At 69.6% G+C, this 26,590-nt stretch carries 26 protein-coding genes; 15 read left to right on the top strand and 11 right to left on the bottom strand.

What is annotated here, in order from left to right; genetic code table 11:
- Nucleotides 1–24 precede the first annotated feature (24 nt).
- Genes H5V44_RS00750 through H5V44_RS00760 form a run of 3 tightly spaced genes read left to right on the top strand, consistent with a single transcriptional unit; the run spans nt 25 to nt 4,033 of the window.
- The gene (locus H5V44_RS00750) at nt 25–1,008 is read left to right on the top strand and encodes an ABC transporter permease (protein WP_185191230.1); all 984 of its coding nucleotides are present in this window, start codon (nt 25–27) and stop codon (nt 1,006–1,008) included.
- Nucleotides 1,008–1,931, top strand: a complete 924-nt coding sequence (locus H5V44_RS00755; RefSeq protein WP_185191231.1) for an ABC transporter permease — start codon at nt 1,008–1,010, stop codon at nt 1,929–1,931. The genes H5V44_RS00750 and H5V44_RS00755 overlap by 1 nt, the downstream gene beginning before the upstream one ends.
- Nucleotides 1,928–4,033 carry a dipeptide ABC transporter ATP-binding protein gene (locus H5V44_RS00760; RefSeq protein ID WP_185191232.1) on the top strand — a complete coding sequence of 702 codons (2,106 nt, stop codon included), beginning with the start codon at nt 1,928–1,930 and terminating at the stop codon, nt 4,031–4,033. Before H5V44_RS00755 ends, H5V44_RS00760 begins: the two co-directional genes overlap by 4 nt.
- Nucleotides 4,034–4,061: 28 nt before the next feature.
- Here the strand turns inward: H5V44_RS00760 and H5V44_RS00765 are convergent, their stop codons facing one another.
- Nucleotides 4,062–6,203, bottom strand: coding sequence for an acetate--CoA ligase family protein (locus tag H5V44_RS00765; protein ID WP_185191233.1), 2,142 nt, complete (start codon nt 6,201–6,203; stop codon nt 4,062–4,064).
- Nucleotides 6,204–6,303: 100 nt separating this feature from the next.
- On the opposite strand from H5V44_RS00765, the gene H5V44_RS00770 reads away from it, so the two are divergent.
- From H5V44_RS00770 to H5V44_RS00780, 3 genes are read left to right on the top strand one after another with little or no spacing between them, the layout of a single operon-like run.
- Nucleotides 6,304–7,443 (top strand): mandelate racemase/muconate lactonizing enzyme family protein, encoded by a 1,140-nt coding sequence (locus H5V44_RS00770; protein ID WP_185191234.1) that lies wholly within the window; start codon nt 6,304–6,306, stop codon nt 7,441–7,443.
- Between the two features lie 47 nt (nt 7,444–7,490).
- Nucleotides 7,491–8,297 carry an MBL fold metallo-hydrolase gene (locus tag H5V44_RS00775; RefSeq protein ID WP_185191235.1) on the top strand — a complete coding sequence of 269 codons (807 nt, stop codon included), beginning with the start codon at nt 7,491–7,493 and terminating at the stop codon, nt 8,295–8,297.
- A 36-nt stretch (nt 8,298–8,333) separates the two neighbouring features.
- Nucleotides 8,334–9,074 (top strand): MBL fold metallo-hydrolase, encoded by a 741-nt coding sequence (locus H5V44_RS00780; protein WP_185191236.1) that lies wholly within the window; start codon nt 8,334–8,336, stop codon nt 9,072–9,074.
- Here the strand turns inward: H5V44_RS00780 and H5V44_RS00785 are convergent.
- Together H5V44_RS00785 and H5V44_RS00790 are read right to left on the bottom strand one after the other, a co-directional pair.
- Nucleotides 9,014–9,187: a hypothetical protein gene (locus H5V44_RS00785; RefSeq protein ID WP_185191237.1), complete on the bottom strand. Its 174-nt coding sequence runs from the start codon at nt 9,185–9,187 to the stop codon at nt 9,014–9,016. The two genes, H5V44_RS00780 and H5V44_RS00785, sit on opposite strands and share 61 nt — an antisense overlap.
- On the bottom strand, nt 9,184–10,038 hold the full coding sequence (locus H5V44_RS00790) for an HpcH/HpaI aldolase/citrate lyase family protein (protein WP_185191238.1): 855 nt from the start codon (nt 10,036–10,038) through the stop codon (nt 9,184–9,186). The genes H5V44_RS00785 and H5V44_RS00790 overlap by 4 nt, the downstream gene beginning before the upstream one ends.
- A gap of 102 nt (nt 10,039–10,140) precedes the next feature.
- Between H5V44_RS00790 and H5V44_RS00795 the strand changes: the two genes are divergently transcribed.
- Entirely contained in the window at nt 10,141–10,905 is a 765-nt protein-coding gene (locus H5V44_RS00795) for a class I SAM-dependent methyltransferase (protein WP_185191239.1), read from the top strand.
- Between the two features lie 7 nt (nt 10,906–10,912).
- On the opposite strand, the gene H5V44_RS00800 is transcribed toward H5V44_RS00795, so the two are convergent.
- Complete coding sequence (locus H5V44_RS00800; RefSeq protein ID WP_185191240.1) at nt 10,913–13,126, bottom strand: dipeptide ABC transporter ATP-binding protein; 2,214 nt, start codon at nt 13,124–13,126, stop codon at nt 10,913–10,915.
- A 258-nt stretch (nt 13,127–13,384) separates the two neighbouring features.
- Between H5V44_RS00800 and H5V44_RS00805 the strand changes: the two genes are divergently transcribed.
- Entirely contained in the window at nt 13,385–14,602 is a 1,218-nt protein-coding gene (locus H5V44_RS00805; protein WP_343067665.1) for an MFS transporter, read from the top strand.
- 168 nt (nt 14,603–14,770) lie between these two features.
- Entirely contained in the window at nt 14,771–15,829 is a 1,059-nt protein-coding gene (locus H5V44_RS00810) for an isocitrate/isopropylmalate dehydrogenase family protein (protein WP_185191242.1), read from the top strand.
- Nucleotides 15,830–15,919: 90 nt separating this feature from the next.
- Here H5V44_RS00810 and H5V44_RS00815 read toward each other — a convergent pair whose 3' ends face one another.
- Nucleotides 15,920–16,927 (bottom strand): cation diffusion facilitator family transporter, encoded by a 1,008-nt coding sequence (locus tag H5V44_RS00815; protein WP_185191243.1) that lies wholly within the window; start codon nt 16,925–16,927, stop codon nt 15,920–15,922.
- 179 nt (nt 16,928–17,106) lie between these two features.
- Here H5V44_RS00815 and H5V44_RS00820 point away from each other — a divergent pair, with 179 nt between their 5' ends.
- Nucleotides 17,107–17,541: a universal stress protein gene (locus H5V44_RS00820; protein WP_185191244.1), complete on the top strand. Its 435-nt coding sequence runs from the start codon at nt 17,107–17,109 to the stop codon at nt 17,539–17,541.
- 23 nt (nt 17,542–17,564) lie between these two features.
- On the opposite strand, the gene H5V44_RS00825 is transcribed toward H5V44_RS00820, so the two are convergent.
- The 4 genes from H5V44_RS00825 to H5V44_RS00840 all read right to left on the bottom strand — a co-directional run bounded on the left by H5V44_RS00825 (nt 17,565) and on the right by H5V44_RS00840 (nt 20,088).
- On the bottom strand, nt 17,565–18,158 hold the full coding sequence (locus H5V44_RS00825; protein ID WP_185191245.1) for an HIT family protein: 594 nt from the start codon (nt 18,156–18,158) through the stop codon (nt 17,565–17,567).
- A gap of 6 nt (nt 18,159–18,164) precedes the next feature.
- Entirely contained in the window at nt 18,165–19,055 is an 891-nt protein-coding gene (gene map / locus H5V44_RS00830) for a type II methionyl aminopeptidase (protein ID WP_185191246.1), read from the bottom strand.
- Between the two features lie 71 nt (nt 19,056–19,126).
- Nucleotides 19,127–19,771 (bottom strand): alpha/beta hydrolase, encoded by a 645-nt coding sequence (locus H5V44_RS00835; protein WP_185191247.1) that lies wholly within the window; start codon nt 19,769–19,771, stop codon nt 19,127–19,129.
- Nucleotides 19,768–20,088, bottom strand: a complete 321-nt coding sequence (locus H5V44_RS00840) for a VOC family protein (RefSeq protein ID WP_185191248.1) — start codon at nt 20,086–20,088, stop codon at nt 19,768–19,770. The genes H5V44_RS00835 and H5V44_RS00840 overlap by 4 nt, the downstream gene beginning before the upstream one ends.
- Nucleotides 20,089–20,210: 122 nt before the next feature.
- Here H5V44_RS00840 and H5V44_RS00845 point away from each other — a divergent pair, with 122 nt between their 5' ends.
- A complete protein-coding gene (locus H5V44_RS00845) occupies nt 20,211–20,615 on the top strand; it encodes a winged helix-turn-helix transcriptional regulator (protein ID WP_343067683.1) in 405 nt (134 codons plus the stop codon).
- 27 nt (nt 20,616–20,642) lie between these two features.
- Here the strand turns inward: H5V44_RS00845 and H5V44_RS00850 are convergent, their stop codons facing one another.
- Nucleotides 20,643–21,305, bottom strand: a complete 663-nt coding sequence (locus tag H5V44_RS00850) for a DsbA family oxidoreductase (protein WP_185191250.1) — start codon at nt 21,303–21,305, stop codon at nt 20,643–20,645.
- 198 nt (nt 21,306–21,503) lie between these two features.
- Between H5V44_RS00850 and icd the strand changes: the two genes are divergently transcribed.
- The 4 genes from icd to H5V44_RS00870 all read left to right on the top strand — a co-directional run bounded on the left by icd (nt 21,504) and on the right by H5V44_RS00870 (nt 25,057).
- The gene (gene icd / locus H5V44_RS00855) at nt 21,504–22,763 is read left to right on the top strand and encodes an isocitrate dehydrogenase (NADP(+)) (RefSeq protein ID WP_185191251.1); all 1,260 of its coding nucleotides are present in this window, start codon (nt 21,504–21,506) and stop codon (nt 22,761–22,763) included.
- Nucleotides 22,764–22,826: 63 nt separating this feature from the next.
- The gene (locus H5V44_RS00860) at nt 22,827–24,122 is read left to right on the top strand and encodes a lactate racemase domain-containing protein (protein ID WP_185191252.1); all 1,296 of its coding nucleotides are present in this window, start codon (nt 22,827–22,829) and stop codon (nt 24,120–24,122) included.
- Nucleotides 24,123–24,179: 57 nt separating this feature from the next.
- The gene (locus H5V44_RS00865; RefSeq protein WP_185191253.1) at nt 24,180–24,707 is read left to right on the top strand and encodes a DUF5817 domain-containing protein; all 528 of its coding nucleotides are present in this window, start codon (nt 24,180–24,182) and stop codon (nt 24,705–24,707) included.
- Complete coding sequence (locus H5V44_RS00870) at nt 24,704–25,057, top strand: hypothetical protein (protein WP_185191254.1); 354 nt, start codon at nt 24,704–24,706, stop codon at nt 25,055–25,057. Before H5V44_RS00865 ends, H5V44_RS00870 begins: the two co-directional genes overlap by 4 nt.
- A 4-nt stretch (nt 25,058–25,061) precedes the next feature.
- Here H5V44_RS00870 and hmgA read toward each other — a convergent pair whose 3' ends face one another.
- On the bottom strand, nt 25,062–26,297 hold the full coding sequence (hmgA, locus tag H5V44_RS00875; RefSeq protein ID WP_185191255.1) for a hydroxymethylglutaryl-CoA reductase (NADPH): 1,236 nt from the start codon (nt 26,295–26,297) through the stop codon (nt 25,062–25,064).
- Nucleotides 26,298–26,590: the final 293 nt, after the last annotated feature.

Below are 26,590 nucleotides of genomic sequence, written 5' to 3' on the forward strand. Positions count from 1 at the left end.
GGTACACGGAGAACAGATCAACCAATGAGTTTTCGACGGTTTTTGATCAAGCGAACGGTTATTGCGGCGTTGCTGACGCTGATCGCGGTCAGTGTCATCTTCGCCACCCTCCGGATGCTGCCCGCCGACCCGTTCAGCGCCCTGGTCGCGTCGGGCTCGCTCACGCCGGAGGAGGTCGCACAGTTACGCGCGATGTACGGGCTGGACGAGCCGATATACGTCCAGTACTTCAAGTACATCCAGAACCTCTTCACGTTCCAGTTCGGGATCTCCCTCACCCAGCAACGCCCGGTGGGCGAGATCATCATCCCCGCCCTGGTCAACACGATGGTGCTGCTGCTGCCGGCGCTCGTCACCACTGCGATCATCAGCTCGCTGGCCGGGATGTACGCCGGCTGGAACCGCGGGTCGTGGTTCGAGCAGTCGAGCATCGTCGCCACCACGGTGTTCCGCGCGACGCCGATCTTCGTGACGGGGATCCTCCTGCTCATCGTCTTCTCCTATGGGTTGGGCTGGCTGCCCGCCTTCGGGATGCGCAGTCCGCTCGCGAACCCCGACGGCTACCTCGAGACGTACCTCTCCGTGGACTTCCTGAAACACTACATCCTCCCCTTTACCGCGACGGTGCTGTTCTACAGCGGCGATTTCCTGATGCTCGCGCGCAACTCGGTCGTCGAGCGGATGGGGTCGGAGTTCCTGATGCTTCACCGCGCGAAGGGGCTCTCCGAGATGGAGCAGCTCGGCCGCGCCGGCCGGAACTCGCTTCTGCCGCTTGTCACCTACTTCGCGCTCCGGACTGGAATGCTGTTCCAGGGGGTAATCACCCTGGAGGTCGTCTTCGCGTGGCCGGGGATCGGCCGCGCGTTGGTACAGGCCATCCTCAACCAGGATTACCCCACAGTCCAGGCCGCCGTGTTCATTATGGCGCTCGCAGTGATCGTTATGAACCTCACAGCCGACATCGCGTACGCGAAACTGGACCCGACCGTGGAGGCAGGTGACGTCTGATGTCGTCGGGATACTCCTTCGATCCCGAGACCGCGATCGAACGGCTCCGGTCGGAGGCCGAGCGGGCCTGGCGGACCCTCCGATTCGTCCTGCAGGACAACGCCGCAAAGGCCGGCTTCGCGGCCATCCTCACCTTCGGGTTCCTGGGGATCTTCGGCCCGATGATCGCGCCGTATCACCCGATCGAGGACACGCTCCGCCAGGGCGGCTCGATGATGCGGCTCCAGCCGCCCGGCGGGAAGGCGGTCCTGGGGACGACGTCGTTCGGCAAGGACGTGTTGAGCCAGTTCCTCGCCGGCGCGCGCCCGACGCTTATCGTCGGCCTGTTCGGCGGGGTCGGCACCGGCGTCGTGGGCTTTCTGGTCGGGCTCACCAGCGGGTACTTCGGCGGGCGCGTCGACGAGTTCCTGATGCGGTTGACGGATCTCACGTTCGCGCTGCCGTTCCTCCCGATGGCGCTCGTGATCCTCTCCTTTGTGACGCCGAGCATCTGGCTCATCACCGCCGTCCTGGTGACCTTCCTCTGGAAGATGCCCGCCCGGGTTATCCGCTCGGAGGTGATGACGGTCAAGGAGCGGACGTTCGTGAAGTCCGCCCGCGCCCGCGGTGCGGGTCACCTCCGGACGATGTTCCTCCACGTCGCGCCGAACGTGCTCGGGATCGGGTTCCTCTACACCGCCTACGCCGTCGGCTGGTCGATCGTGGCCGGGGCGTCGCTGGCGTTTCTCGGCTTCGGCGACCCGACGACGACCTCCTGGGGCCGGATGCTCCAGCAGGTGTTCCGGTCGGGCGCGATCCGGGTGGCGTGGTGGTGGGTGCTCCCGCCGTCCATCGGCATCGGCGCCGTCACCACGGGCGTCTTCCTGGTCGGACGGGCGTTCGAGGAGATAGTCAACCCCGACCTCCAAACGGACAAAGAATGAGCTTACTCGAAGTCGACGACGTGAAGATCACGTACCGGATGCCGGGCGACGACGTCCACGCGGTCAACAACGTCTCCTTCTCGATCGACGAAGGGGACAACTACGGGCTCGTCGGCGAGTCGGGATGTGGGAAGTCCACGCTCGCGAAGTCCATCCTCGGGCTCCTCGACGACAACGGGGAGGTCCGGTCAGGGAGCATCCGGTTCGACGGCGACGAACTGCTCGAGCTCTCGGAACGGGACTGGCAGTCGGTCCGCTGGGAGGACATCGCGTACATCCCACAGAGCGCGATGGACTCGCTGGATCCGGTGATGAGCGTCGGCGCGCAGATCCGACAGGCGATCCGGAAACACCGGGACGTCTCGAAGGCTGAGGCCGACGACCGCGTCGCCGAGGTGTTCGAGATGGTCGGGTTGGACCCCGGCCGGACCGGCGACTACCCCCACCAGTTCTCCGGGGGGATGCGCCAGCGCGTCACGATCGCGATGGCGCTGGCGCTGGACCCCGATCTCATCATCGCCGACGAGCCGACGACGGGGCTGGACGTGATCGTCCAGGACAAGATCCTGAACAAGCTGCTGGAGCTTCAGGCGGAACTCGGCAGCTCGCTGCTTCTCATCACCCACGACGTGGGCGTCGTCGCCGAGACCTGCGACGAGGTGTCGGTGCTGTACGGCGGCAAGGTGATGGAACAGGGCGACACCGACCGGGTGTTCCGGAACCCGACGAACCCCTACACGATGGGGCTGAAGAACGCGTTCCCGGAGGTCGACGAGTTCGACGAGCAGGCCATCTCGATCCCCGGGTCGCTGCCCGATCTCACCGAGGAGCCCACCTCCTGTGTCTTCAGCAACCGGTGTCCGTTCGCGACCGACGAGTGCGAGGCGAGCCACCCCGACCTGGTCACGGCCAACGAGCAGCTGTCGGCTTGCCACCACGTCGACGACGCCGACGGGATGCGGGAGCGCGCCGCCGACCCCGAGACCTGGGGGATCGACGTCCGCGACGAGACGGAACGGACGGGGGAGGTCGGGGACGTCATCCTCGAAACCGATCGCCTCGAGAAGTGGTTCGAGCAACCACAGGGCATCCTCGACGACTTTCGGGGGAAGGACCCCGACTACGTCAAGGCGGTCAACGAGGTCGACCTCACCGTCCACGAGGGCGAGATCGTCGGGGTCGCCGGCGAGTCGGGGTGCGGGAAATCCACGCTCGCGGAGGTGATCGCCGCCCTCCAGGACCGGACCGGCGGCGAGATCCACATCGACGGAACCCCGATCGACGACTTGCTTGACCGGAGCACCAAGCAGTTCCGCTCGCAGGTGCAGTTCATCTTCCAGGACCCGTTCGACTCGTTGAACCCCCGACAGCGGGTCCGGGCGGCGGTCTCGGAGCCCCTGAAGATCCAGGGTCACGACCCCGAGACCATCGATCGCCGGGTCAGACGGACAATCGAGGACGTCGGGCTCGAGCCCGCTGAAAAGTATCTCGACCAACTCCCCGCTCAACTCTCCGGGGGCGAGCGCCAGCGGGTCGCGATCGCACAGGCGCTTGTGCTCGACCCGAAGCTCCTGATCTGCGACGAGCCGGCGTCGATGCTCGACGTGTCGCTGAAGGCGAACATCCTCAACATCCTCCGGGAGAAGGCCGACGAGCGCGACATCGGCATCGTCTACATCTCCCACGACCTCGCGAGCCTCACCCAGATCGCCGACCGGTTGGCGGTGATGTATCTCGGTCGGATCGCCGAGATCGGGGCCACTGAGGACGTGGTTCGCACGCCCAAACACCCCTACACGGCGTCGCTGCTGTCCGCATCACCCCGGACTGACCCAGACGCCGACAGAAAGCGGGTGCTGCTCCCGGGGGAGCCGCCGGACCCGGTCGACCTTCCCGACGGCTGCAACTTCGCGCCGCGGTGCCCGAAGGCCGACGAGACGTGTCGGGGCGAGGAGCCGGCTCGGTCGGCGTTCGCCGACGGGGATCACGAGGCGGCCTGCCACTACCCGGTGGAGGACATCGAGACCGAGGTGCTCGAACGTTACATCGCCGAGCGGGAGGACGACGTGTCTGAAGTCCTCGAGAGCGAGATGACGACGTAAGCGGCTTCGAGGTCCGTTTTCGGGACTCTTAATCGGTTCGAACCAGCGCGTCGACGGCGACGGGGCCGTCCCCCGTGATCACGATGGGGTTGAGGTCGAGTTCCGCGACGGCGTCGACCGACGCCGCGAGGCCGCCGACGTTCACGAGCAGGTCGACGACGCCGTCGACGGGGAGTGGCTCCCCGCCGCGACGGTCGGTCAGGAGGTCGTCGACCGCGGTCGATTCGATCGCGCGCCGGGCGTCGGCCCGCGAGAAGGGCGGCACGAGCGTCTCGCTCCCGTCGAAGGCCTCCACCAACACACCGCCGGGCCCCACCGTGACGAGGGAGCCGAACACCGCCCCCGGCGCAACGCCGACCATCGCCTCGACGCCGTCGTCGACCATCGGTTGCACCAACGCGCCGGCGATGTCGTCCTCGTCCACGTGGGCCAGTGCGGCGTCCATCACGTCGCGGTAGGCCGCCCGGACCGCCGTGGGGGAGTCGAGGCCGAGTTCCACCGCGCCGACGTCCGTCCGGTGGGGCAGCGCCGGGGAGTCGACCTTACAGACCACCGGAAACCCGAGGTCCTCGGCGGCGGCGACCGCCGCTTCGGCGTCGGTCGCGGTCCGGGTCTCGACGGTCGGGACGTCGAACGCGTCGAGCAGCGGGTGGGCCTCCGCCCACGTCAGGACGCGCTCGCGGGGCAGATCGATGCCGGGGTCGGCGCGGTCCGCGGCGAGGTCGCCCCTCGCCGGGCGGGCCGTCACGCGGCCGCGGTCCTCGACGTACTGCACCGTCGAGGCGACGGCGTCGAGACACCGTCCCGGATCCTCGTAGACCGGCACCGACTCCCTGAGGCGGGCGTACGGCGGCGTCTCGGTCGTGTCGTCGGGTTCCTTCCGGCCGGTCCAGAGCACGTACACCGGATCGTCCGCGTCGGCGGCGATCGATTCGAGGTCCGCCGCGATCGTCTCGGCGCGCTCGTCGACGCCGGGGAGCCCGATCGCGAAGACGTAGGCGTCGAAGGCGTCGTCGTCGCACAGTGCGTCGGCGATCTCGGGGAGTACCTCCGCGCCGTACCCCCGGATGTCGGCTGGGTTGTGGAACTCGCCGTACGTCAGCAGTTCCTCGATGTCGAGGAGCTCCTCCTCGGTGCGGCCGTCGATGTCCGGAAGCGCCAAGTCCCGCTCGGCGGCCATATCCGCGAGCAGGCTCGCGAGCCCGCCGCTCGTCGAGGCGATACAGACTCGGTCGCCGTCCGGGTCGTCGTAGGCGGTGTGGGCGGTGGCCCGCGACAGCAGATCGGGGATGTCCGGAACCCGCTGGACGCCGGTCTGGTCGAACGCGGCGTTCCACCCCGCGTCGCTCCCGGTGAGTGACCCCGTATGCGAGAGGGTGGCCTCCTCCGCGAGGTCGGACTGTCCGATCTTCACGGTCAGGACCGGCGTGCCGTTCCGGACCGCCCGCCCGGCCACCCGCATAAACCGCTCGGGGTCGTCGACCCCCTCGACGTAGGTGCACACCACGTCGACGGCGTCCTGTTCGGCGAGGTACGCGACGTAGTCGGTCAGCCCCAGGTCGGCCTCGTTCCCCGTCGAGACGATGTGGCTGAAGTGGAGGTCCCGGTCGGCGGCCCGCTCGAAGAAGGTAGTGAACGCGAGTGCGCCGGACTGGCTCACCAGCCCGATCCGGCCGGGTTCGGGGTTGCGGGAGCACGTCGAGGTGAGCGTCGCCCCCCGTGCGGCCATCACACCGATACAGTTGGGGCCGACCACGCGGATCCCGGCGTCCGCGGCGGCCTCGGCCAGCCGCGTTTCGAGTGCCGCGCCCTCCTCGTCGGCCTCCGAAAACCCGGCGGTCAACACGAGCGCCGTCGGGACGCCGCGTTCGCCCGCCGTGGTCACCACGTCGACGACGTACTCCCGGGGGACGCTCACGACCGCCAGGTCGACCGTCTCGGGGATGTCGCCGATGTCGTCGTAACACCGACGCCCCCACACCTCGTCGCGCCCCGGGTTCACCGGGTAGAGCGTCCCCTCGAACCCGTAGTCCAGCAGGTTGTCGACGAGGTTCCCCGAGTAGAAGGAGTCGGGACTGGCACCCACGACCGCCACCGACTCCGGGTCGAAGAGCGGATCCAACTCCGGGACGGCTGCGGTTGCAACTGACTCCGCGCTGTGTCCTGCCATACCCACGACTTCCCCAGGGACCGGCCTGAACCTACCCCCGAACCGCTACAATGATAATCATACTTTATTATCGGTCCGACACACCACCGCTGAAAGGTCTATGGAGATACGAACAATCGACGCGGTCCCGCTGCGCCGGGAGCTCGACGAGCGGTTCGCGAACGCACAGAAGTGGATCACCCACCGGGAGTACTGTCTGGTCCGGATCGAAACCGCCGACGGCGCGGTCGGGTGGGGCGAGTGTTGGGGGCCGATCGCCGGCACCCGGGAGCTCATCGAGGAGCGGATCGCGCCGCTACTTCGCGGCCGCGACCCCACGGCCGTGGAATCCATCCACGAGGACCTCGTCTTCGATCTCCGGTCGGCGTACCACTCGACGGTGCCGGCGGGGGCCGTCAGCGGGGTCGACCTCGCGCTGTGGGACCTCCGCGGGAAGGCCGCCGGGACCGCCGTGGCAACGCTCCTCGGCGGGAAACGCCGGGAGTCGGTGCCCGCCTACGCCACCGGTCACTTCTGGCCGCCCGCCGACGACTTCGACGCGGTGCGGGAATCGGTCGTCGCGGAGGCCCGCTCGCACGTCGACGCGGGCTTCGACGCACTCAAGCTGAAGATCGGGCTGGAGCGCCACTTCGGGTGGGGCCCGGAGTACGACCTCGAACTCGTCCGGTCGGTCCGCGAAGCCGTCGGCGACGACGTCACGCTGATGGCCGACGCGAACCACGCCTACGACCTCCCTGCGGCCCGCCGGGTCGCCGACGGACTCGGGGCGGTGGACGCGGCGTTCTTCGAGGAGCCGCTTTCCCCCGACCGGATCGACGCCTGGGCCCGCCTGAACCTGGGGAGTCCGGTCCCCATCGCCGGGGGGGAGTGTTGGGCCTTCGCGCCGGAGTTCCGACGGGCGGCGAACGCGGGTGCCGCCGACGTCCTCCAGCCCGACGTGACCAGCGCGGGCGGGCTCACGTCGGCGCGCCGGGCCGCCGAGATTGGCGATGCCGCCGGGGTGGCGACCTACCCCCACGTCTTCGGGAGCGCGGTCGCGCTCGCGGCGAGCCTCCAACTCATCGCGACGCTCCCGGGATCACCGCGGCTGGAGTTCGACCGCACGCCGAACCCGATCCGGGAGGAACTCGCGGTCGATCCGATCAGAAACGACGGGACCGACGTCCCGGTCCCCGACGGCCCCGGACTCGGGATCGAGATCGACCGCGCGACGCTCGATCGGTTCCGGACCGATCGGTGAGGCGGTCGGCCTGCAGGTTTTTATACGTAAGATCGTTATGAATCGGTGTGCCGCGAGAGATAACCCCCGGGATCCACTGGATCTACGAGCCGGGGCCGGACAGGACTGAATCGTGGGACCTCGACGATCGTAATCCCGGGTGGTACGAGCCCGGGGAGGAGGCGTACGTCCCGCAGTGTGCGTACCTCGTCGACGGTGGCGACGAGACGCTGCTCTTCGATACGCTCTCGCCCGCGAGCACCGACCAGATCCTCGACGCCGTCGACGACATCGTCGGCGATCGGGGATTGGACTACCTGGCGGTCTCGCACCCGGACGTCCCCCACGCCGGGAACACGCTCGCGATCCTTGAGGAACACCCGGAGACGACGCTGGTCGCGCCCGCCTACGGCAACGACCACGAACTCTACCACCTCGACGACGGGCTCCACGTCGACGAGGGCGACGAACTCGACCTCGGAAACCGGACCGTGAAGTTCCACGAGGCCACCTTCCTTGACTCGCCGGTCTCGGTGTGGATGACCGAGACCGAAACCGAGACGCTGTTCCCGGTCGACTGGATGGGTTTCATCCACCTCGACGACGAGCGCCTGACCTTCGTCGACGAACTCGACGGGGAGTTCGATCGGAGCCGGCTCGTGGAGTTCCACGGACGGGTGCTGTTCTGGTACCAGTACATCGACGTCGAGAAGACGAACGCCGAGATCGACAACCTGATCCGGAAGTTCGACCCGGAGATCATCGCGCCCTCCCACGGGCTCGTCATCCGGGAGAACGCCACCGAATACATGGAGATGATGAAAGCGGTCACCCGGGAGATCGACGGCCGGGAACGCATCGGAACCCTGGGGTGACTCGATGAGGGACGTCACCGTGACCGAGGTGCGAGGATGACGGTCCAGGTCACGCCCAACGTGGAGTGGATCAACCAGTGTTACGACCACGAGGGGAAACACGAGCACGTCTCGCTGTACCTCGTTCGCGCCCCGGAGGGGACGGTCCTGATCGACTCCGGCTCCTTCTACCACCGCGAGGAGATCACCGCCGCCGTCGAGGAGGCGACCGGCGGCGAGGGTCCGGACGCGATCGTCCTCTCGCACTCGGATTACCCGCACGCGGCGAACGTCGCCCCGCTCGGCGGCGACACCGACGCGGTGGAGTTGGTCGCCTCCTCGGGGTCGCCCGCCCAGCAGGGCCTCCCCGAGGCCCGGAAATGCGACATCGGCGGCAGCCTCACCGTCCAGGGCCGGAAATTCAGCTTCATCGACCCGCCGCTCGCCGACCGGTCGCACACCACCTGGATCTACGACCACGGCGACGGGGTGCTGTTCACCGCCGACGGCTTCGGCAACTACCACGACCCCGGACAGTGTGACTACCTCTCCGGCGACTTCACGGACGCGACGCCCGCCGAGGAGGTGTACGCGTACCACCGTGACAACCTGGTGTGGCTGCGGTACGTCGCCCCCGAGAAGGTCGAGCGGACCCTCGACGACATCTTCGCCGAGTTCGACGTGGCCGCGGTCGGCCCGATCCACGGCAACCCGATCGAGGCCGCCGACATCGACACCTACCGCGACCGGCTCAACGAGGCGATGCGGCGGATCGCGGCCGAACACGCCGTCGCGTAGCTGTCGCCGCCGTCGTTGTTCGCGTCGCTGGCGCCGATGTCGTTGTTCGCGTTGCTGGCGCCGCCGTCGTTGCTCGCGTCGCTGGCGCCGTTTTCCGGTCGTCCTGAACTCACCGGATCCCGGCGGCCTCCGCCCGCTCGATGAACGTCCGCGCGCGCTCCACCAGCGGCGGGTCGATCATCTGGCCGTCGACGGTGAACACGCCCGACTCGGCGTCGTCGGCGCGCGCCTGGCCGTCGAGCACCGCCTCGGCCCACTCGAGTTGCTCCGTCGTCGGGGTGAACGCGTCGTTGATCACCGGAACCTGATCCGGGTGGATCGCGAGTTTCCCGTCGAACCCGATGTCGACGACGAACTCGGCTTGCTCGCGGAGGCCGTCGAGGGCGCCGATGTCGGTGAAGACGGTGTCGATCGCGTCCACCCCGGCAGCGGCGGCCGCGACCACGGTCCGCTGGCGGGCGTACAGCGACTCGGTCTTGTCGTCGGTCACCGTCGCCCCGATGTCGGCGGTGAAGTCCTGATCGCCGTAAGCGACCGCATCGACGCCGGGGACGGCTGCGATCTCCTCTACGGCTACGACGCCTGCAGCCGTCTCGATCAGCGGGATGACGTCCACGTCGGCCGCGCCGAGTTCAGCGAGGTGATCGACCAGCGCCTCGACCGTGTCGGGGCCGTCGACCTTCGGGAGCGCAACGGCGTTTGGCGGGGTCGACACCTCGCCGACGACCGCCTCGACGTCGGCGTGCCCGCGCCGACTGTAGGGGTTGATCCGAACGCACCGGTCGGGCCCACCGCCGTCGAGCCCGTCGAGTGCCGACCGGACCGTCGCGCGAGCCCCGTCCTTCGCGGCGGGTGCGACGGCGTCCTCGAGGTCGAAGATCACCGCGTCGGCCCCGGTTTCGACCGCGTTCTCCATCATCCCCCGGTCGTCGCCGGGGCAGTACAGCAGCGATCGCCGAACCATACCGGCCACACGCCCGGGGAAGCGAAAAACCCGGGGTCCGGCGGCGTCGGTCGGGGCCGCCCCTCCGCAACACGTTTGCGTGGCCGCCCGGACGGTACGGGTATGGCCGAGGACGGAGACCGGAAGCGGTCGGCGGCGTCGGCGTTCGGGGCGCACGCCGACGCGTACCGCGACAGCGACATCCACCGCGACGGCGACGACCTCGACCGGCTCGCGGCGTGGTGTGCCGGCGCCGAGTACGGGCTCGACGTCGCGACCGGGGCCGGTCACACCGCAGGCGCGCTCGTCGAGGCGGGCGTCGACCGAGTCGTCGCCGCCGACGCCGCCCCGCGGATGCTCGCGACCGCTGCGGCGTCGTATCCCGCCGTCGAGGCCGTCGTCGCCGACGCCGAGCGGCTGCCGTTCGCCACCGATATCCTCGACGCGGCGACGTGCCGCATCGCCGCCCATCACTTCCCCGACCCGGCCGCGTTCGTCGCGGAGGTCGCGCGGGTGCTGGAACCGGGCGGGACGTTCGCCTTCGAGGACAACGTCGCCCCCGACGAGTCGGCGCTCGATACGTTCCTCAATACCGTCGAGCGACTCCGCGATCCGACCCACGTCCGGTCACACGCCGTCGCCGACTGGCTCGGCTGGCTCGAGGACGCCGGGTTCGCGGTCGAAGCGACCGGCGTCGTCGCCCGGACGCTCGACTACGGAACGTGGCTCGAAACCGTCGACGCACCGCCGGAGCGCCGGGAGCGCGTCGCGTCCGCGTTCGCGGACCCGCCGGACGGCGCGGCCGAGGCGTTCGAGATCCGCCGCGGCGACGACGGGGCGGTCGAGTCGTTCGCAAACCACAAGCTGCTGGTGCGGGCGACCCGGTAATAGAGGGTCACTCCCCATCGTCCGACCGGCCGGGTCGCGCCGGGCCGCCGATGTCCGGTCCCCCCGTCGGGTTTCCGACGGTCGAGTCCCCCGTCGAATCGCCGGCTTCCGAGCCCTCCGCCGGGTGGAAACACGCCGCGGCGTGATCCGCCCGCCGCCACTCGTCGAGCCCCGGCTCCGACTCCCGGCACTCCTCGGTCGCCTTCGGACACCGCGGCGCGAACCGACACCCGGTCGGGAGCGCCTCCGGGCTCGGGGGGCGGCCGCCGAGCGTGACGCGGTCGCGGCTCCCGCGGGGATCGGTCTCCGGGACGGCCGCGAGCAACGCCTCCGTGTACGGATGTTTGGGGTCGGCGACGACGCGGTCGGTCGCTCCCGTCTCGACGAACCGGCCGAGGTACATGATCGACAGCCGGTCGGCGATCCGGGTGAGGCTCGCGAGGTCGTGGGAGATGTAGACGACGCCGATCCCTTCGGTGTTGGCCAGGCTCCGAAGCAGGTTCAACACCTCCGCCTGGAGCGACACGTCGAGCATCGACGCCGGCTCGTCACAGATGAGGAAATCCGGGTCGACGACCAGCGCACGCGCGATCGCGACCCGCTGGCGCTGGCCGCCGGAGAGCTCGTTCGGGTACTTGTCCAGATGCCGCTCGGCGGGGGCCATCCCGACCCGTTCGAGCGTCTCCCGGACTGCCGCATCGCGTTCGCCCGTCCGATAGCCGTGGATCGTCAGGGGCTCTTTCACGAGTTGTCCGACGGTGAGACGGGGGTTCAGCGACTCGTAGGGGTTCTGGAAGATAATCTGGAGGCGCTGGCGGAACGCCTGGAGGTTCCCGTCGCGGTAGTACTTGTGTGGCCGGCCGTCGAACCTGAACCCGCCACCGGTCGGCTCCTCTAAGAGCGCGAGCGTCCGCCCCAGCGTCGACTTCCCGCACCCCGACTCGCCGACGACGCCGAGGATCTCGCCGCGGGCCACCGACAGGGAGACGCCGTCGACAGCACGGACCTCGGCGGTGTCGTCGTCGAACACCTGCTTGACGAACTCGCCGCGCTGCTCGTACCACCGCCTGAGGCTGTTCGTGAGCCCGGTCACCGTCGGCGAGATGCCGCCGATCGGGAGCTGCCCCAGGAGCGACTCCGAACGCTCGTAGGATCTCTCCAGCCCGTCGACCTCGAGCAGGATGTCGCCGCCGGTCGACCGTGATCCCTCGGTGGCACCCCCCCAGGTGGCAGCCCGGTCGGCTTCCCGGCGCATCCGGGCGGCCCGATCGGCCTCGTGGCACGCGACCCGCTGGCTCCGGTAAGGCAGCGACTCGAGTTCCGGCCGCTCCGTCGCACACGTCTCGGTCGAGAACGGACACCGGGGCTCGAAGGCGCAGCCGGTCGGCGTCGACTCCAGGTTCGGCGGCTCCCCCGGAACCGAAACCAGGTCGTCCCCATCGCTGTTGAGGTCGGGGAACGCGTTCTTCAGCCCCATCGTGTAGGGGTTCGTCGGGTTGAGAAGCAGGTGGTCGACGCGGCCCTGTTCCAGCACCGTGCCGCCGTACAGTACCGACATCTCGTCGCAGGTCTCCGCGATGACGCTCAGGTCGTGGGTGATGAGAAGCAACGAACTGTCGGTCTCCTCTTGGATCTGGAGGATGTTGTCGATGATCTTGTCCTGGACGATCACGTCCAGCCCCGTGGTGGGCTCGTCGGCGATGATGAGCTTCGGGTCCAGCGCCAGCGCCATCGCGATCACCACCCGCTGGCGCATCCCCCCGGAGAACTGGTGGGGGTAGTCGTCGACGCGGTCGGTGTCGAGGCCGACGGTCTCGAACAGCTCCCGTACCCGTCGGCGCGCGTTCCGCTCGGAGACTTCCCGATGGGTCTGGATCGCCTGCCGGATCTGTGCGCCGACAGTCATCACCGGGTCCAGGGCGTCGATCGCGGTCTGGGGGATGAACGCGACCTCCTCCCAGAGGAGGTCCTGTCGCTCCGACGGCGTCAGCGCCCGGAGGTCCCGGCCGGCGAACTCGATCTCGCCGGATTCGATCGTGGCGTGATCGGGGAGCAACCCGAGGATCGCCTTCGCCGTCGTCGACTTCCCCGACGCCGACTCCCCGGACAGCGCGTAGTTGACGCGGTCGTCGATGGAGAACGAGACCCCGTTTACGCTGTGGAGCGCCCCCTCGTCGGTCCCGTACCTGACCCGCAGGTCCTCGACACTGAGGAGCGTCACCGTCGCCTCCCGGACCACGCCCGGGGGAGAAACGGACCGCCGTCGGACACCGAGACCGGCTCGTCTCCGTGTTCGTGTCGAACCATCGCTGTCGCATCTATGAGTCATCATCGTTATCAACCCTGGGATCGAACCCGCCGATATGTCTACCGAGCGACTTCACTCCGGCACCCCGCTGGGGGGGCGCTCCACCGCCCCGACTGCGGACCCCCGACCCGCGGGACCGGACCCCGACGCCGGCCGCCGAGGGGGGTGGCGGTGAGCCGCCTCGAACGCTCGCGTCTCGCACGGTTGGGTCGCTTCGACGCGATCGTCCTCACCTCCGCGCTGTGGTTTTTGGGGAAGTTCGTCCGGTTCTCCTTTCCCCCGCTCTTCGAGCGGATCTCCGACGTCTATGCGATCTCTACTGCGGGCCTCGGAACGGCGTTCAGCGGGCTGTTGATGGTCTACGCCGTTCTCCAGTTCCCCTCGGGGTTGCTCGCCGACCGCCTCGGCTCCGTGACCGTCCTCGGCGGCGGGGCCGCGCTCGCGGCGCTGGGGGCGCTCGCGCTGGCGGTCGATACCCCGCTCGCGGTCCTCATCGGGGCGATGCTGGTGATCGGGGCGGGGACGGGGACGCTCAAGACCGTCGGCGTCCGGCTGCTTTCCCGGACGTATCCGGACCAGACCGGGCGGGCGCTGGGGGTGTTCGATACCTTCGGCGCGTTCGGCGGCGTCGCCGCCCCGGCCGTGGTCGTCGTCTTCGCGGGGCTCCCCGGGGTCGTCGGGGCCGGCTGGCGGACCACCTTCCTGCTCGCGGGCGTCGTCGGACTCGGCGTGACCGCGGCGTTCGTCACGCGGGTTCCGGCACGCATCCCCGAGGAGGCCGGCGGCGCTGACGGCGACGGCGGCGTTCCGATCCGGGAGTACGCGGCGATGTTCCGGAGCTGGCGGTTCTCCACCTTCGTCGCGGTCACGATCCTGTTCTCGTTCGCGTACAACGCCGTGATCGCGTTCCTCCCGCTGTATCTCACCCGGGCGGCCGGGCTCGCGTCCGACACGGCGAACCTGCTCTTCGGTGCGCTGTTCGCGGTGAGCCTCGTCCAACTCCTCACCGGCGAGGCCAGCGACCGAACCGGCTCACTCCCGATGATCGTGGTCACGCTGGGGCTCGCGACCCTCGGATTAGGGTCGATCGTGCTGCTCACCGGCGTCGCCGGCCCGCCGGCGCTGGGGGCGGCCATCGTCTGTCTCGGACTCGGCTCGCACGGGTACCGCCCGGTCCGCGGCGCGTACCTGATGTCGGCCATCCCGGCGTCGGTGGCCGGCGGGAGCCTCGGCGCGGTCCGGACGCTGCTCATGATCGCCGGGGCGTCGTCGCCGGCGCTCGTCGGCGTCATCTCGGAGACCGCCGGGTTCCGGCCGGCGTTCCTACTGCTCACCGCGGCGCTCGCGGTCGCAGCGGGACTCTCGGCCCTGCTCTGGGCGTTCGAGTGAGTCAGACGGGAACCGGGACCGCTCGGTTCACCGTTCGTGGCCGACGTGCGGGTTGTGCGGAGGCGGGGGGCCAGCGTCGCCGGGACCCGGACCCCGCGGCCGTCTGACCCGCCCGAAAGGGACGGACAGCACAAAAATTCAAACCCGTCCCCGACGAACCGGCGGGGTATGGACTCGTACGAGATCGCCGTGATTCCGGGCGACGGCATCGGGGTGGAGGTCGTCGACGCGGCGCTCCCGGTGGTGGAGGCGGCGGCCGCCGACGCGGGGTTCGAGATCGGGACGACGCGGTTCGACTGGGGGACCGAACGCTACCTCGACCGCGGGGAGATGATGCCAGACGACGGCATCGATCGGCTGCGCGGGTTCGACAGCGTCTTCCTCGGCGCGGTCGGCCACCCCGAGGTCCCCGATCACGTCACGCTCCACGGCCTGCTTCTCCCGATCCGGAAGGGGCTCGACCAGTACGTCTGCAAGCGTCCGAACGTGCTCTTCGAGGGGATCGAGAGCCCGCTCCGGGGGTACGGCCCGGGTGACGTCGACTTCGTGGTCTACCGGGAGAACACCGAAGGCGAGTACGCCAGCGTCGGCGGGCGGGAACACCGCGGGTTCGACCACGAGACCGCGGTCCAGTCGGCGCTTTTCACCCGTCGCGGCACCGAGCGGATCGCCCGCGCCGCGTTCGAGGCCGCCACGGAGCGGGAGGGCCACCTCACCTCCATCACGAAGTCGAACGCACAGGCACACAGCATGGTGTTCTGGGACGACGTCGTCGCGGAGGTGAGCGAGGAGTTCCCGTCGGTCGACGTCGAGCGCCTTCTGGTCGACGCGGCCGCGATGGACCTGATCCGGCGTCCCCACGAGTTCGACGTGGTGGTCGCCTCGAACCTCTTCGGCGACATCCTCACCGACATCGGGGCGCAGATCACCGGGAGTATGGGGCTCGCGCCGTCCGGAAACGTCCACCCCGGCGACGCGAACCCATCGATGTTCGAGCCGGTCCACGGCAGCGCCCCCGACATCGTCGGCGACGGCGTCGCGAACCCGCTGGCGACGGTGCTGTCGTGGTCGATGCTGTTCGACGACCTCGGCGAGACGGCTGCCGCCGACGCGCTGTGGACCGCCGTCACCGACCAGCTTGCCGACGAGTCGGCGCCGCGGACTCCCGACATCGGGGGGAGCGCCGGAACCGGGAATGTCGCCGCCGACCTCCGGTCGCGGCTGTAACCGCCAGCCGACGCCGGGTCGGAGTCGCTCCGTTTCGGGATTGACCTCTCTCGGTGACCGACGGCCGTTCCAAGCGACGCATCACCGGGTTCAGTCCCGTTTTTCGGGGCCGTCGGCCGCCTCCGACCGAGCGGATCCCTCCTTGCGACCCCGTTCCGGCGGGGCGCTTTCCGGTCCGGCGACCCCCCTCCCGCCCGCCGGGTCGGCGTCGTCGGCCTTCCACTCGCCGAGTTCCTTCGGATCCACGTGGACGAACACGTCGTCGACCTCCGGGATCGATCGGATCGACTCGACCACCTCCGATTCGATGTTGTGGGCCTCGAACAGCGACATATGCCCCTCGACCTCGATGTGGAGGCTCACGTCCACCTCGGGACCGACGTAGTGGGCGACCACGTCGTGGGCGCCCCGGACCCGCGGGTGGTCCAGCGCGCGCTCGATGATCTCCCGGCGGAGGTCCTCGGGGGGCGCGGCGCCGACGAGGTAGCCGACGTTGTCGCGGACGATCTCGAAGCCGGTGTAGAAGATGCCGACCGAGACGACCCCCGCGGCGATCGGGTCGAGCACCGGCGCGCCGAACGACGCGCCGACAACGCCGACGAGCGCCGCGCCCGCGGTGAGGATGTCGTTGCGGTTGTCCAGGGCTGTGGCGACGATCGCCGGCGAGTGCCGCTCCCGACCGACCGCGAGGCAGTACCGGTAGAGCCCGACCTTCACCCCGGCGGTGACGGCCAACACGGCGGCGCCGGCCGCGCCCGCCTCGACGCCGTAGGTCCCGTTCAGGACGGACGTAGCGGCGTTCCAGAGCACCACGCCGCCCGCAACGAAGACGCCGAGCGCGACGAAAAGCGAGACGAACGGCTCGATCCGCTCGTGGCCGTGCGGGTGCTCGAAGTCCGGCGGGCGGGTGGTGAGATACAACCCGGCGAGGACGATCAGGCTGTAGGCGACGTCGGCGAGGCTGTTGACCGCCTCCGACCCGACCGCGAGGCTCCCCGTGACCCACCAGACCCCGCCCTTTGCGGCTACGAGAAGCAGGTTGACGGCGAGCACGACGGCACCCACGCGGCGGACGGTGCGCCTCCGATCGTCGCTCATCGTCCGACCGTATCCGCTCGACGGCTAATACTGTTGGCGATAACTACGTGAAGAGTTTCAACACCCCGGGGTGTCGAAATCCGTCACGGGACTATAGCCGACAGTACAAGCTGCTTCGGTCCTCCCGCCGGCCGGGAATCGGAGCCAGCTTTAGGGGCGACCGGGGGTCAGCGTCACGTATGCACCTGCTGATCCCCTTCGACATCGTCCCGACGGACAGCCGCGTTCCGCAGGACGCCTTCGGCGTCGCACCGGCCAGCGAACGCGCGATCCGATACGCCTTCGAGACGTACGGCCGCCACGACGAACTACGGGTCACTGCGGTCTCCCTCTCGACCGACGCGATCGATCTGGAGGAGAACCTCGGGGCCGCGGACATCCGGTCGATCGCCGACGAACTGGACGTGAACGCCGAGGTTTCGGTCCACTCGGTCCAGGACGCCGACTCGATCGAGGCGCTTCAACGGGAGGTGCTCGACCTGATCGGGACGGACGGAGTAGATGCCGTCGTGATGGGCTACGAGGAGGACACGTTCGCCGACGCGGTCTTCGCGGGGAGTACCCCCGAGCGGGTGCTCGAAGAACGGGCCACGCCGGTGGTGCTCGTCCCGTAGTTCCGGTCGCCGTCCGCGGCCGACTACAGCGCGTCGCCGGAGCCGTCGGTCGCCCCGAACGCCAGCCTGACCGCGCGGTCGGGGGGTTCGTCGCCGTCGCCCGCCTCGCCGACCGCGTCCGGATGCCCTGCGAACGCGGCGTGGAGCCGGTCGTAGGTGTCCTCGAGCGCCTCCACGATCACCCCGGTGTCGCCGATCACGGGCATGAAGTTCGTGTCGCCGCGCCACCGCGGCACGAGGTGGGTGTGGACGTGGTCCTCGATCGACCCGCCGGCGGCGTCGCCGCCGAGGTTCTCCCCCGCGTTGATGCCGTCGGGGCCGAGGCCGTCGTGGAGCGCGTCGATGGTCGCGACCTTTAGCCGGGCGTGATCCAGGAGTTCGGCGTCCGAGAGTGCCGCCCACTCGCCGGTGTGGCGACGGGGAATCACCATCACGTGGCCGGGATTGTACGGGTAGTTGTTCAGGATGACGAAGGCGTGGTCGCTGCGGGCGACGATCCGGCTCTCCCGGTCGGCGTCGCGCTCGGGCAACACGCAGAACGGACAGCCGTCGACGTCGTCTTCGGCGGGGTCGCGTTCGACCCACTCGATCCGCCAGGGGGCGAAGATCCGGTCCATCCCGGGTTACGCCGTGAGGATCTCACACCCGTCGTCGGTGATCACGACGGTGTGTTCCGCCTGGCTCACGAACTCGCCGTCGTCCTCCTTCAGGACGGGGTAGCCGTGGAGGACGCCCCGTTGTTCCAGCCGCCGGACCGCCATCTCCGCCCGCGGGGAGTCGAGCCACCGGGTCGCGAACGGCAGCGTCCGGTACTCCTCTGTCACCTGTTCGAGCACCTGTCTCGCCGTGCGGTTCCGGACCGACCGGTCGGCTTCGAGGCTGTAGATCTCCTCTTTCGAGCCCTCCGAAACCTTCCCGCGGCCGGTCGTCGCGAAGGGCTCGATCGCGACCACGTCGCCGACTTCGAGTTCGACCCCGCGGTCGGTCCCGCGGTTCGGGATCGTCGGGCCGGTGTGGGCGTCCCACTGGGCGACGCCGTGGCCCGAGAGGTTCAGGACCGGGGTATAGCCGTACCCGCGGATCACGTCCTCGACCGCGGCGCCGACCTCGCCGGTCTCGACGCCGGGGCCGACCACGTCGAGCGCGGCGTCGAGCGCCTCCTCGGCGGCCTCCACGAGTTCCCCGTTCCCGGAGAGGTCGACCGTTACGGCGGCGTCGGCGATGTATCCGTCGACGTGAACGCCGCAGTCGAGACAGACCAGTTCCTCGCCGAACTCGGTGTCGTCGTCGGCAGCGGGCGTGGCGTGGGAGGCCTCCTCGTCGATGCTGATGTTCGCGGGGAAGGCACACCCGTCAGCTTCCTCGTAGATCCGTTCCTCCGCGAACTCCGCGACTTCGAGATGGGTGACGCCGGGGTCGATCAGGTCTGCAGCGTCGTCGAGGACCCCTCGGAGCACGGTGCCGGCGTGCCTGTACTTCTCCAGCGTCCCGTCGTCGAGCGAGCCGTGACTCATAGCCGTATCGTGGACCGAACGACCCAAAGAGGTTCCGAACGTGTCGCCTCGGGTGGGCGGCAGCGACGTCCCTACCCGACGATCGACCCGACCAACTCGCGGAGATAGTCGATCTCCTCCTCGAAGATCCCGTGGCCGCGGCCGTGGTACTCGTCGAACCTGACGTCGGCGCCGAGCCGCTCGAACACCTCGACGGTCTCCTCCGCGCGCGACACCGGGATGTGGGGGTCGTCGTCGCTGACCCCCAGGAAGAACGGCATCCCGGAGACGTCGCCGTCGTAGTCGAAGTCGGTCCCTTCCGCGCCGATCAGCCCGCCCGACAGCAACACCAGCCCGGCGTACCGCTGCGGGTCGCGGGCGACGAACTCCGAGACCAGACACGCCCCCTGGGAGAACCCGACGAGGAGCACCTTTTCGGGGGGAAGCCCGCCGGAGCGGGCGTGCTCGACCGCCCGCCCGACGTGGGCCAGCGCCGAGTCGAGATGCGGCTGGTTCCGCCCGACCGGCGCGAGAAAGGAGTTGGGGTACCAGGTGCCGCGCTGGGCCTGCGGGGCGGCGTAGTGGAGCCCCTCGCGCCCGAACTCCCGGGCGAACCGGAGCATCCCGTCGGCGCGCGCCCCGCGGCCGTGGACCAGGACGACTGCAGCGTTGGCCTCGTCGAGGGCGGCACCGGCCGTCCGGATCGGCTGGCCGTCGTGGGGGTCGGCCGTGCTCATCCGTCCACCCCTCCGTCGGCGGGCGCCTTCGGGGCTGCGAGCCGGTCTCCCCGGTGGTCGAGCCTCCCGGAGGGAACGGCGAACGCCGTCGCGACCGCCTGCCCGCGGCCGGGGTGCGCGTCTGCGAAGGGGACCCCCGTCAGCGCGGTGCCCGGCTCCCCGGTCCGGTTGCCGTAGTAGAGGTGATACGTCGTGACGTCGTCGACGTTGACCGTACGCCTGACGAGCCGCAGTCCGAGATCCTCCGTGTAACCCCGGTGGTTCTCCCGCGGATCGCCCGCGACGGCCGTAACGTGGTGTAATCCGTGTGTCTGCATTGTGCTGTCTCCGCGTGATGTCTCCGAGCGCGATGCCGGCCGGTCCGGTATCGCTCCGTTACCTACTATAGTACCGAAAGGGTTTGTACCTTCGCGGACGAAAGCACCACCAGGTGACACCCGTGCCCCCCGAATCCGACTCGACCGACGACGCCGACGAGCCCTGCTCGGTCATCGACTCGCTGGAACAGATCGGCTCCCAATGGCGGCTGATCGTGCTTCACGACCTCCAGGGGGGTGAAAAGCGGTTCAACGAACTGAAACGCTCCACCGACGCCAGCTCCCGGACGCTCTCGCGGGTGCTGGACGACCTCCAGGAACTCGGGTTCGTGAACCGCCGCCTCGAGGAGGACGCACCGGTCGCGACCTTCTACTCGCTGACCCCGAAGGGGCGGTCGCTGTGTCCGGTGTTCGACGAGATCGAGGCGTGGGCCGACGAGTGGCTCCACGCCTCGCCGACCGGCGAGGATCCGGCGGCGGTTGCCGCGGACGGCGGCGAGACCGACGACGGAACGCCGGCAGAATAGCTCCGCCGCAACGAACCGACCTCCTGGTTACGTCCCTTCGACCAGCCGTTCGAGCTGCTCGGGCGGCACGGCGCCGCGGGCGGCGTGGCCGTCGACCACGAACGTCGGCACGCCGCTGATCCCCGCCGACTGTGCCGCCCGGAACTGCTCGCGGATCGCGTCCCGGCGCCCTTCGTCGGCGAGGGCCTCGCGGACATCGCCGGGGTCGACGCCCACATCTGCCGCCAGGTCCGCCAGCACGTCCTCGTCGCCGACGTCGCGGCCGTCGTGCCACAGGGCCTCGAAGACGGCCTCGTCGAAGTCGAGCCACGTGTCGTAGCCGTACGTGTCCCGAACCGCGACGGAGACGAGCTGTGCGGGCAGCGAATCGACGTCGGTCGCGAGGTCGAGTTCCATCCCGTCGGCGCCGTACTCCTCCTGCAGTCGGCGGACGTTCTCCTTTGCGCGCTCGTAGTACGCCTCGCCTTTGCCGTCGTCGGCGTCGTGGTCGATCGTGCCGTCTGGGTTCCGCTTGCCCGCCCGCAGGTCGAACGGCCGCCAGTCGATCTCCAGTTCGGTCTCGCGGCCGGACTGGTAGGTTTCGAGCGACCGCCGGCCGAGGTAGCAGAACGGACAGACGTAGTCCGAGTAGACCGTGATCGTCCCCGTCGACTCGTCGCTCCCGGCTGATGCGTCGGGTGTGTTGCTCATCACCGCTCGGTTGGCGGCGCGCGTACAAGAACCCCGGCCGTCCGTGAGTCCCGGACTCACGACCGTGGGGTCGCCCCGGGCCGTCGGCGAGGCGATCCGGCCGCCGGGGCCCCGTGGTCCGTCGGACTCCGGCATCATTTGCCGGCCGATACGGTAGCGGCACCCATTTATGGCCGGTGCGGAAAGTAGCGGGTGTTTATGAGCTACGATCAGGTCACGGTCCCCGAGGAGGGATCGAAGATCACGCTCGCCGATCCGGAGACCGGCGAGTTGGACGTTCCGGACACTCCCATCATCCCGATCATCCACGGGGACGGCATCGGGACCGACGTCGGCCCCGCCGCCCAGCAGGTGCTCGACGCCGCCGCGGAGGCGACCGGCCGGTCGGTCGCGTGGATGCGGCTCTACGCCGGCAGCGCCGCCCGCGAGACGTACGACGAGAACCTCCCCGAGGATACGGTCGACGCCATCCGCGAGCACCGCGCCGCGATCAAGGGCCCGCTCACGACGCCGGTGGGCTCCGGGTTCCGCTCTTTGAACGTCGCGCTCCGCCAGAAGCTCGACCTCTACGCCAACGTCCGACCCACCTACTACCTCGACGGCGTCCCCTCGCCGGTGAAGAACCCCGAGGAGATGGACATGGTCACCTTCCGGGAGAACACCGAGGACGTCTACGCCGGCATCGAGTGGGAGGCGGAAACCGACGGCGTCGCGGAGGTCAAGTCGTTCGTCGAGGGAATGGGGTACGACGAGATCTTCCACGACGGCCCGATCGGGATCGGCGTCAAACCGATCACGGAGTTCGGAACGAAGCGGCTGGTCCGGCAGGCGATCGAGTACGCCCTGGAGAACGACCGCGAAAAGGTGACCCTGGTCCACAAGGGAAACATCATGAAGTTCACCGAGGGCGCGTTCCGCGATTGGGGCTACGAACTCGTTGAAGCGGAGTACGGCGACGTCGCGATCACCGAAGAGGAACTCTGGGAGGCGTACGACGGCGAGGCGCCCGACGACAAACTGGTCGTCAACGATCGGATCGCGGACAATATGCTCCAGCAGCTGCTGACCCGGACCGGCGAGTACGACGTCATCGCGACGATGAACCTCAACGGCGACTACCTCTCGGACGCCGCGGGCGCCCAGATCGGCGGCCTCGGGATCGCCCCCGGCGCCAACTTCGGCGACGGGCTGTGTCTCGCGGAGCCGGTCCACGGCTCCGCGCCGAAGTACGCCGGCGAGGACAAGGTCAACCCCACCGCGATGATCCTCTCGGGCCGGCTGCTGTTCGAGTACCTCGGGTGGAACGACGCCGGCGCCCTGATCCGCGACGCCGTCGAGGCCACCATCGCCTCCGGCGAGGTCACCTACGACCTCCACCGACAGATCGAGGGCGGCACGAAGCTTGCCACCTCGGAGTTCGCCGACGCCGTCGTCGAGCGGATTCACGACCTAGCCTGAACGGAGACACACCGGCCACGACGGACCCCGGTCGCTTTTCCGACTTCCCGAACAGGGACGCGTATGGAGTTCCCCGACGCCGACACCGTCGACGCCGCCCTCCCCGAGGTCCGGTTCCCGACGTTCGCGCGGGTGGCCTACGACCCCGCGACGCCCGAACTCGACGACGTCCGTGGGGCGACGCGGGAGGCGGTCGCATCGCTGCCGCTCTCGGATGTCCCCGCGGGCGGCACCGTCGCCGTCGGCCTCGGGAGCCGCGGGATCCACGACATCCAGCCGATCGCCGAGACGGTGGTCGCGGAGCTGTCGACCGCGGGGTACGACCCGGTGGTGGTGCCCGCGATGGGGAGCCACGGCGGGTCGACGGCGGCGGGCCAGCGCCGGACGCTCGCGGCACTCGGGCTGACCGAAGAGGCGCTGGGGTGTCCGATCGACGCGCGGATGGACGCCGAGGCCGTCGGGTCGACCGACCGCGGCCACGAGGTGTCGGTCGCGTCCGCCGCCTTGGCGGCCGACGGGATCGTCGTCGTCAACCGGGTGAAGCCGCACACCAACTTCTCCGGGCGGGTCGAAAGCGGGCTCTCGAAGATGCTCACCGTCGGCCTCGGGAAGCGGGCCGGCGCGCGGGCGTTCCACGAGGCCGCCGTGACCCACGGCTACGTCGACACCATCGAACGGGCACTCGACGTCGTCCGCGACAACGCCTCGGTCATCGGCGGCGTCGCGGTCGTGGAGAACTTCCACGACCGGACGGCGCACGTGGAGGGCATCCCCGCGGCCGACCTCCCCGACGCCGAGGCCGACCTCTTAGACCGGGCGCGGGAGTACCTGCCGACGCTCCCCGTCGACGACCTCGACGCTCTCGTGGTCGAGAAGATCGGCAAGGACGTGTCGGGATCGGGGATGGACACGAACGTGATCGGCCGGTACGGTGTCGTGAACGCCGCCGACCCCGCGACGCCCGACATCGATCGGATCGCCGTGCTCGGACTGACGGAGGCAACCCACGGCAACGGCCACGGCATCGGGCTGGCGGACGTGACGACCGCCGGCGTCGCTGCCGAACTCGATCTCGACCAGATGTACACCAACGCGCTGACCAGCGGGTCGCTGTCGCGCTCGTCGATCCCGATCGTCCTCCCCTCCGACCGCCACGCGCTCCGCGCCGCGGTGGCGACCGCCGGGCACTACGACCCTGCAACGGCCCGGATCGCGTGGGTCCGCGACACCTCGCACCTGTCGTCGTTCCGCGTCTCCGAGGCACTCCTCGAAGAGGTCGGCGACGCGGTAACCGTCGAGTGCCGGGAGCGGCTGACGTTCGAGGGCGGTGATGCGGGGTTTGACCCGGTCGACGAGTAGTCGCCGCCACCTGCTTCCAGCCGAAGTTTCAAACCGGACGCCGCGGAACGGTAGCGTATGTACGCCGTCGTCGGCTGTTCGGAGTGCGACCACCTCTGGCTGCTCTCGGACCCCCGAGCCGCGGAGACGGCCACGTGCCCGCGGTGCGGCCGGACCCACCGGACGAAGAAGCTCCGCCGGCTGGCCGAAGACGAGGACCGCGAGGCCGCCCGGCAGGCCCGGGCGGCGCTGCTCGCAAAGCGCGGCGGCAACAGCGAGGCGTTCGCCGAGACCGCCCACGTCGCGGAGATGGAGTCACGGATCGACGACAGCGGCGTCGACGACCGGGAGTACCTCGAAGGCTCGGGGCTGGACGCCGACGCGGTCGCGTCGGCGGGCGAGCGGGCCCCGTCGCGATCGGAGTCACGCAGCCGCGACGAGGTCGTCCGCGACGCCATCCGGGAGCAGGAGGCGCCGACGGCCGTGGACGTCACCGCCTACGCCGAGTCCCACGGCGTTCCCGGCGCGAAGGCCGAGGAACTGCTTGAGAGGCTGGCCCGGCGCGGGGAGGTCGCCGAGTCGAACGGGACCTACCGGCTGCTATGAGCCGGACGACGTCGCTCGGGCCGGACCTGGCCGGGCGGATCGTCCGTGGGCTCGTCGCGGTCTGTTTCGTCGGCGGCGCGGGGCTCGCGCTCACCGGCCGGCTGGTGATCGCGGGGGTCGCGTTTCTCGGCGCACACACCCTGCTTGCGGGCGCGGCGGTGATCCAGGGGCAGCGTCGCCGCGGTGCGGGGTTATCGTTGTCGGGGCTCGGGTGGCTCGCGCTGTCGGTCGGACTCGCGGCGGTGAACGGCGGCGTCGCACTGCCGGGGACGCCGCTGCTCGCGGTCGGCGCAGGGCTGGTCGGGATCGGGACGCTGCTCACCACCGGACTCGTCGGACCCGAGGAGTAGGTCGTTACCGCCCGAGTTCGGCGTGGGCGCTGGAGAGGTGTTGGGACGCAAGCGCCGACAGCAGGGAGAGTTCCCCCGCCAGCGCGCCCGCAGCGATGTACTCCGCGAACGCGTCGGCGTTCGACCCCGGCGGGTCGCCGCCGCCGCGGATCCCGAGCACGTCGAGCGCCTCCGCCTGCGTCGGGAGCTTCGTCCCGCCGCCGACGGTGCCGACCTCCAGCGACGACAGCGACACCGACACGTAGAGGTCGCCGTCCGACCCCGCTGACGCTTCGGCCCTGCGGACCTCGGCGGTGGTGATCGCGTTCGCGCCCTCGACCACCTGCGCTTCGTCCTGGCCGGTCGCGAGGAACATCGCCGCCACCACGTTCGCGACGTGGGCGTTGAACCCCAGGCTTCCGGCCTTCGCCGACCCGATCAGGTTCTTCCGGGTGTTCAGCTCGGCGATCGCTTCGGGAGTCGTGTGGAGCCGATCCTCGACGACCTCCCGGGGAACGGTGACGTCCGCGGTCACGCTCCGGCCCCGCCCCTCGACCGCGTTGATCGCGGCGGGCTTCTTGTCGGTACACAGGTTCCCGGACAGCGCCACCAGCGACGCCTCGGTCTCGGCTTCGACCACGTCGCAGGCGGCCTCGGTCGCGATCGTGGCCATGTTCATGCCCATCGCGTCCTTGGTGTCGTACCGGAACCGGAGGTAGACGGAGTTGCCGACGACGTACGGGGTGACATCGAGGAGTTCGCCGTGGTTCGTGGTTTCGGCGGCCGCCGCCCGAAGCCGGTCGACGTTGTCGCGGACCCACTCGACTAAGGCCTCCGCCTCGACCACGTCGGCGACCCGGAACACCGGCGCGCGGGTCATCCCGGACTTGATGATCCGGGCGGTGGCGCCGCCCGCGGCGTTGAGCACCGAGCACCCGCGGTTGACGCTCGCCAGCAGCGCGCCCTCGGTCGTCGCAAGCGGGAGGAACGCCTCCCCGTCGGCGGCGCCGCCGTCGACGGCGACGGGACCGGCGACCCCCAGCGGCACCTGGACCGCGCCGATCATGTTCTCGACGTTGGGTTCGGCGGCGGCCGCGGGGAAGCCGTAGTTGCCGACCGCGTCGAGCGAGGCGTCGGTCTCGGACTCGACGAGGTGGCGGCGCGCCGCGGCGGCGACGTCGGGGTCGGCGTGATCGTCCAGTTCGTGCAGCCGAAGCTCCCCCTCGCGGACGCGGGCCGCGAGGGCTGCGGCGTCTGTCATACCCGTCCGTTCCGCGTCGCGGGCCTAACGGTTTCGGGTTCGGGCGGTCGGGTCCCGGCGCCCGCGGGAGCCCTCGGCCCGACGCGGCCGCCCGATTCCGGCGGGCCGATGACGGCATCGATTTCTCATTTGCCGAAACTGGTCTCGATTAATCACTCACAGAGACGGTCCAGCGAACCAACGAGATTCGGTATACCATTCAGAGACAATAATCTCTTCAAAATACCAATATAGAAATATTTATATTCGAAAGACGTATCGAAGAAGAATATTTTTCAACGTTCGGTTGTGAG

Source organism: Halobellus ruber, assembly GCF_014212355.1.
Lineage (GTDB): Archaea > Halobacteriota > Halobacteria > Halobacteriales > Haloferacaceae > Haloquadratum > Haloquadratum rubrum.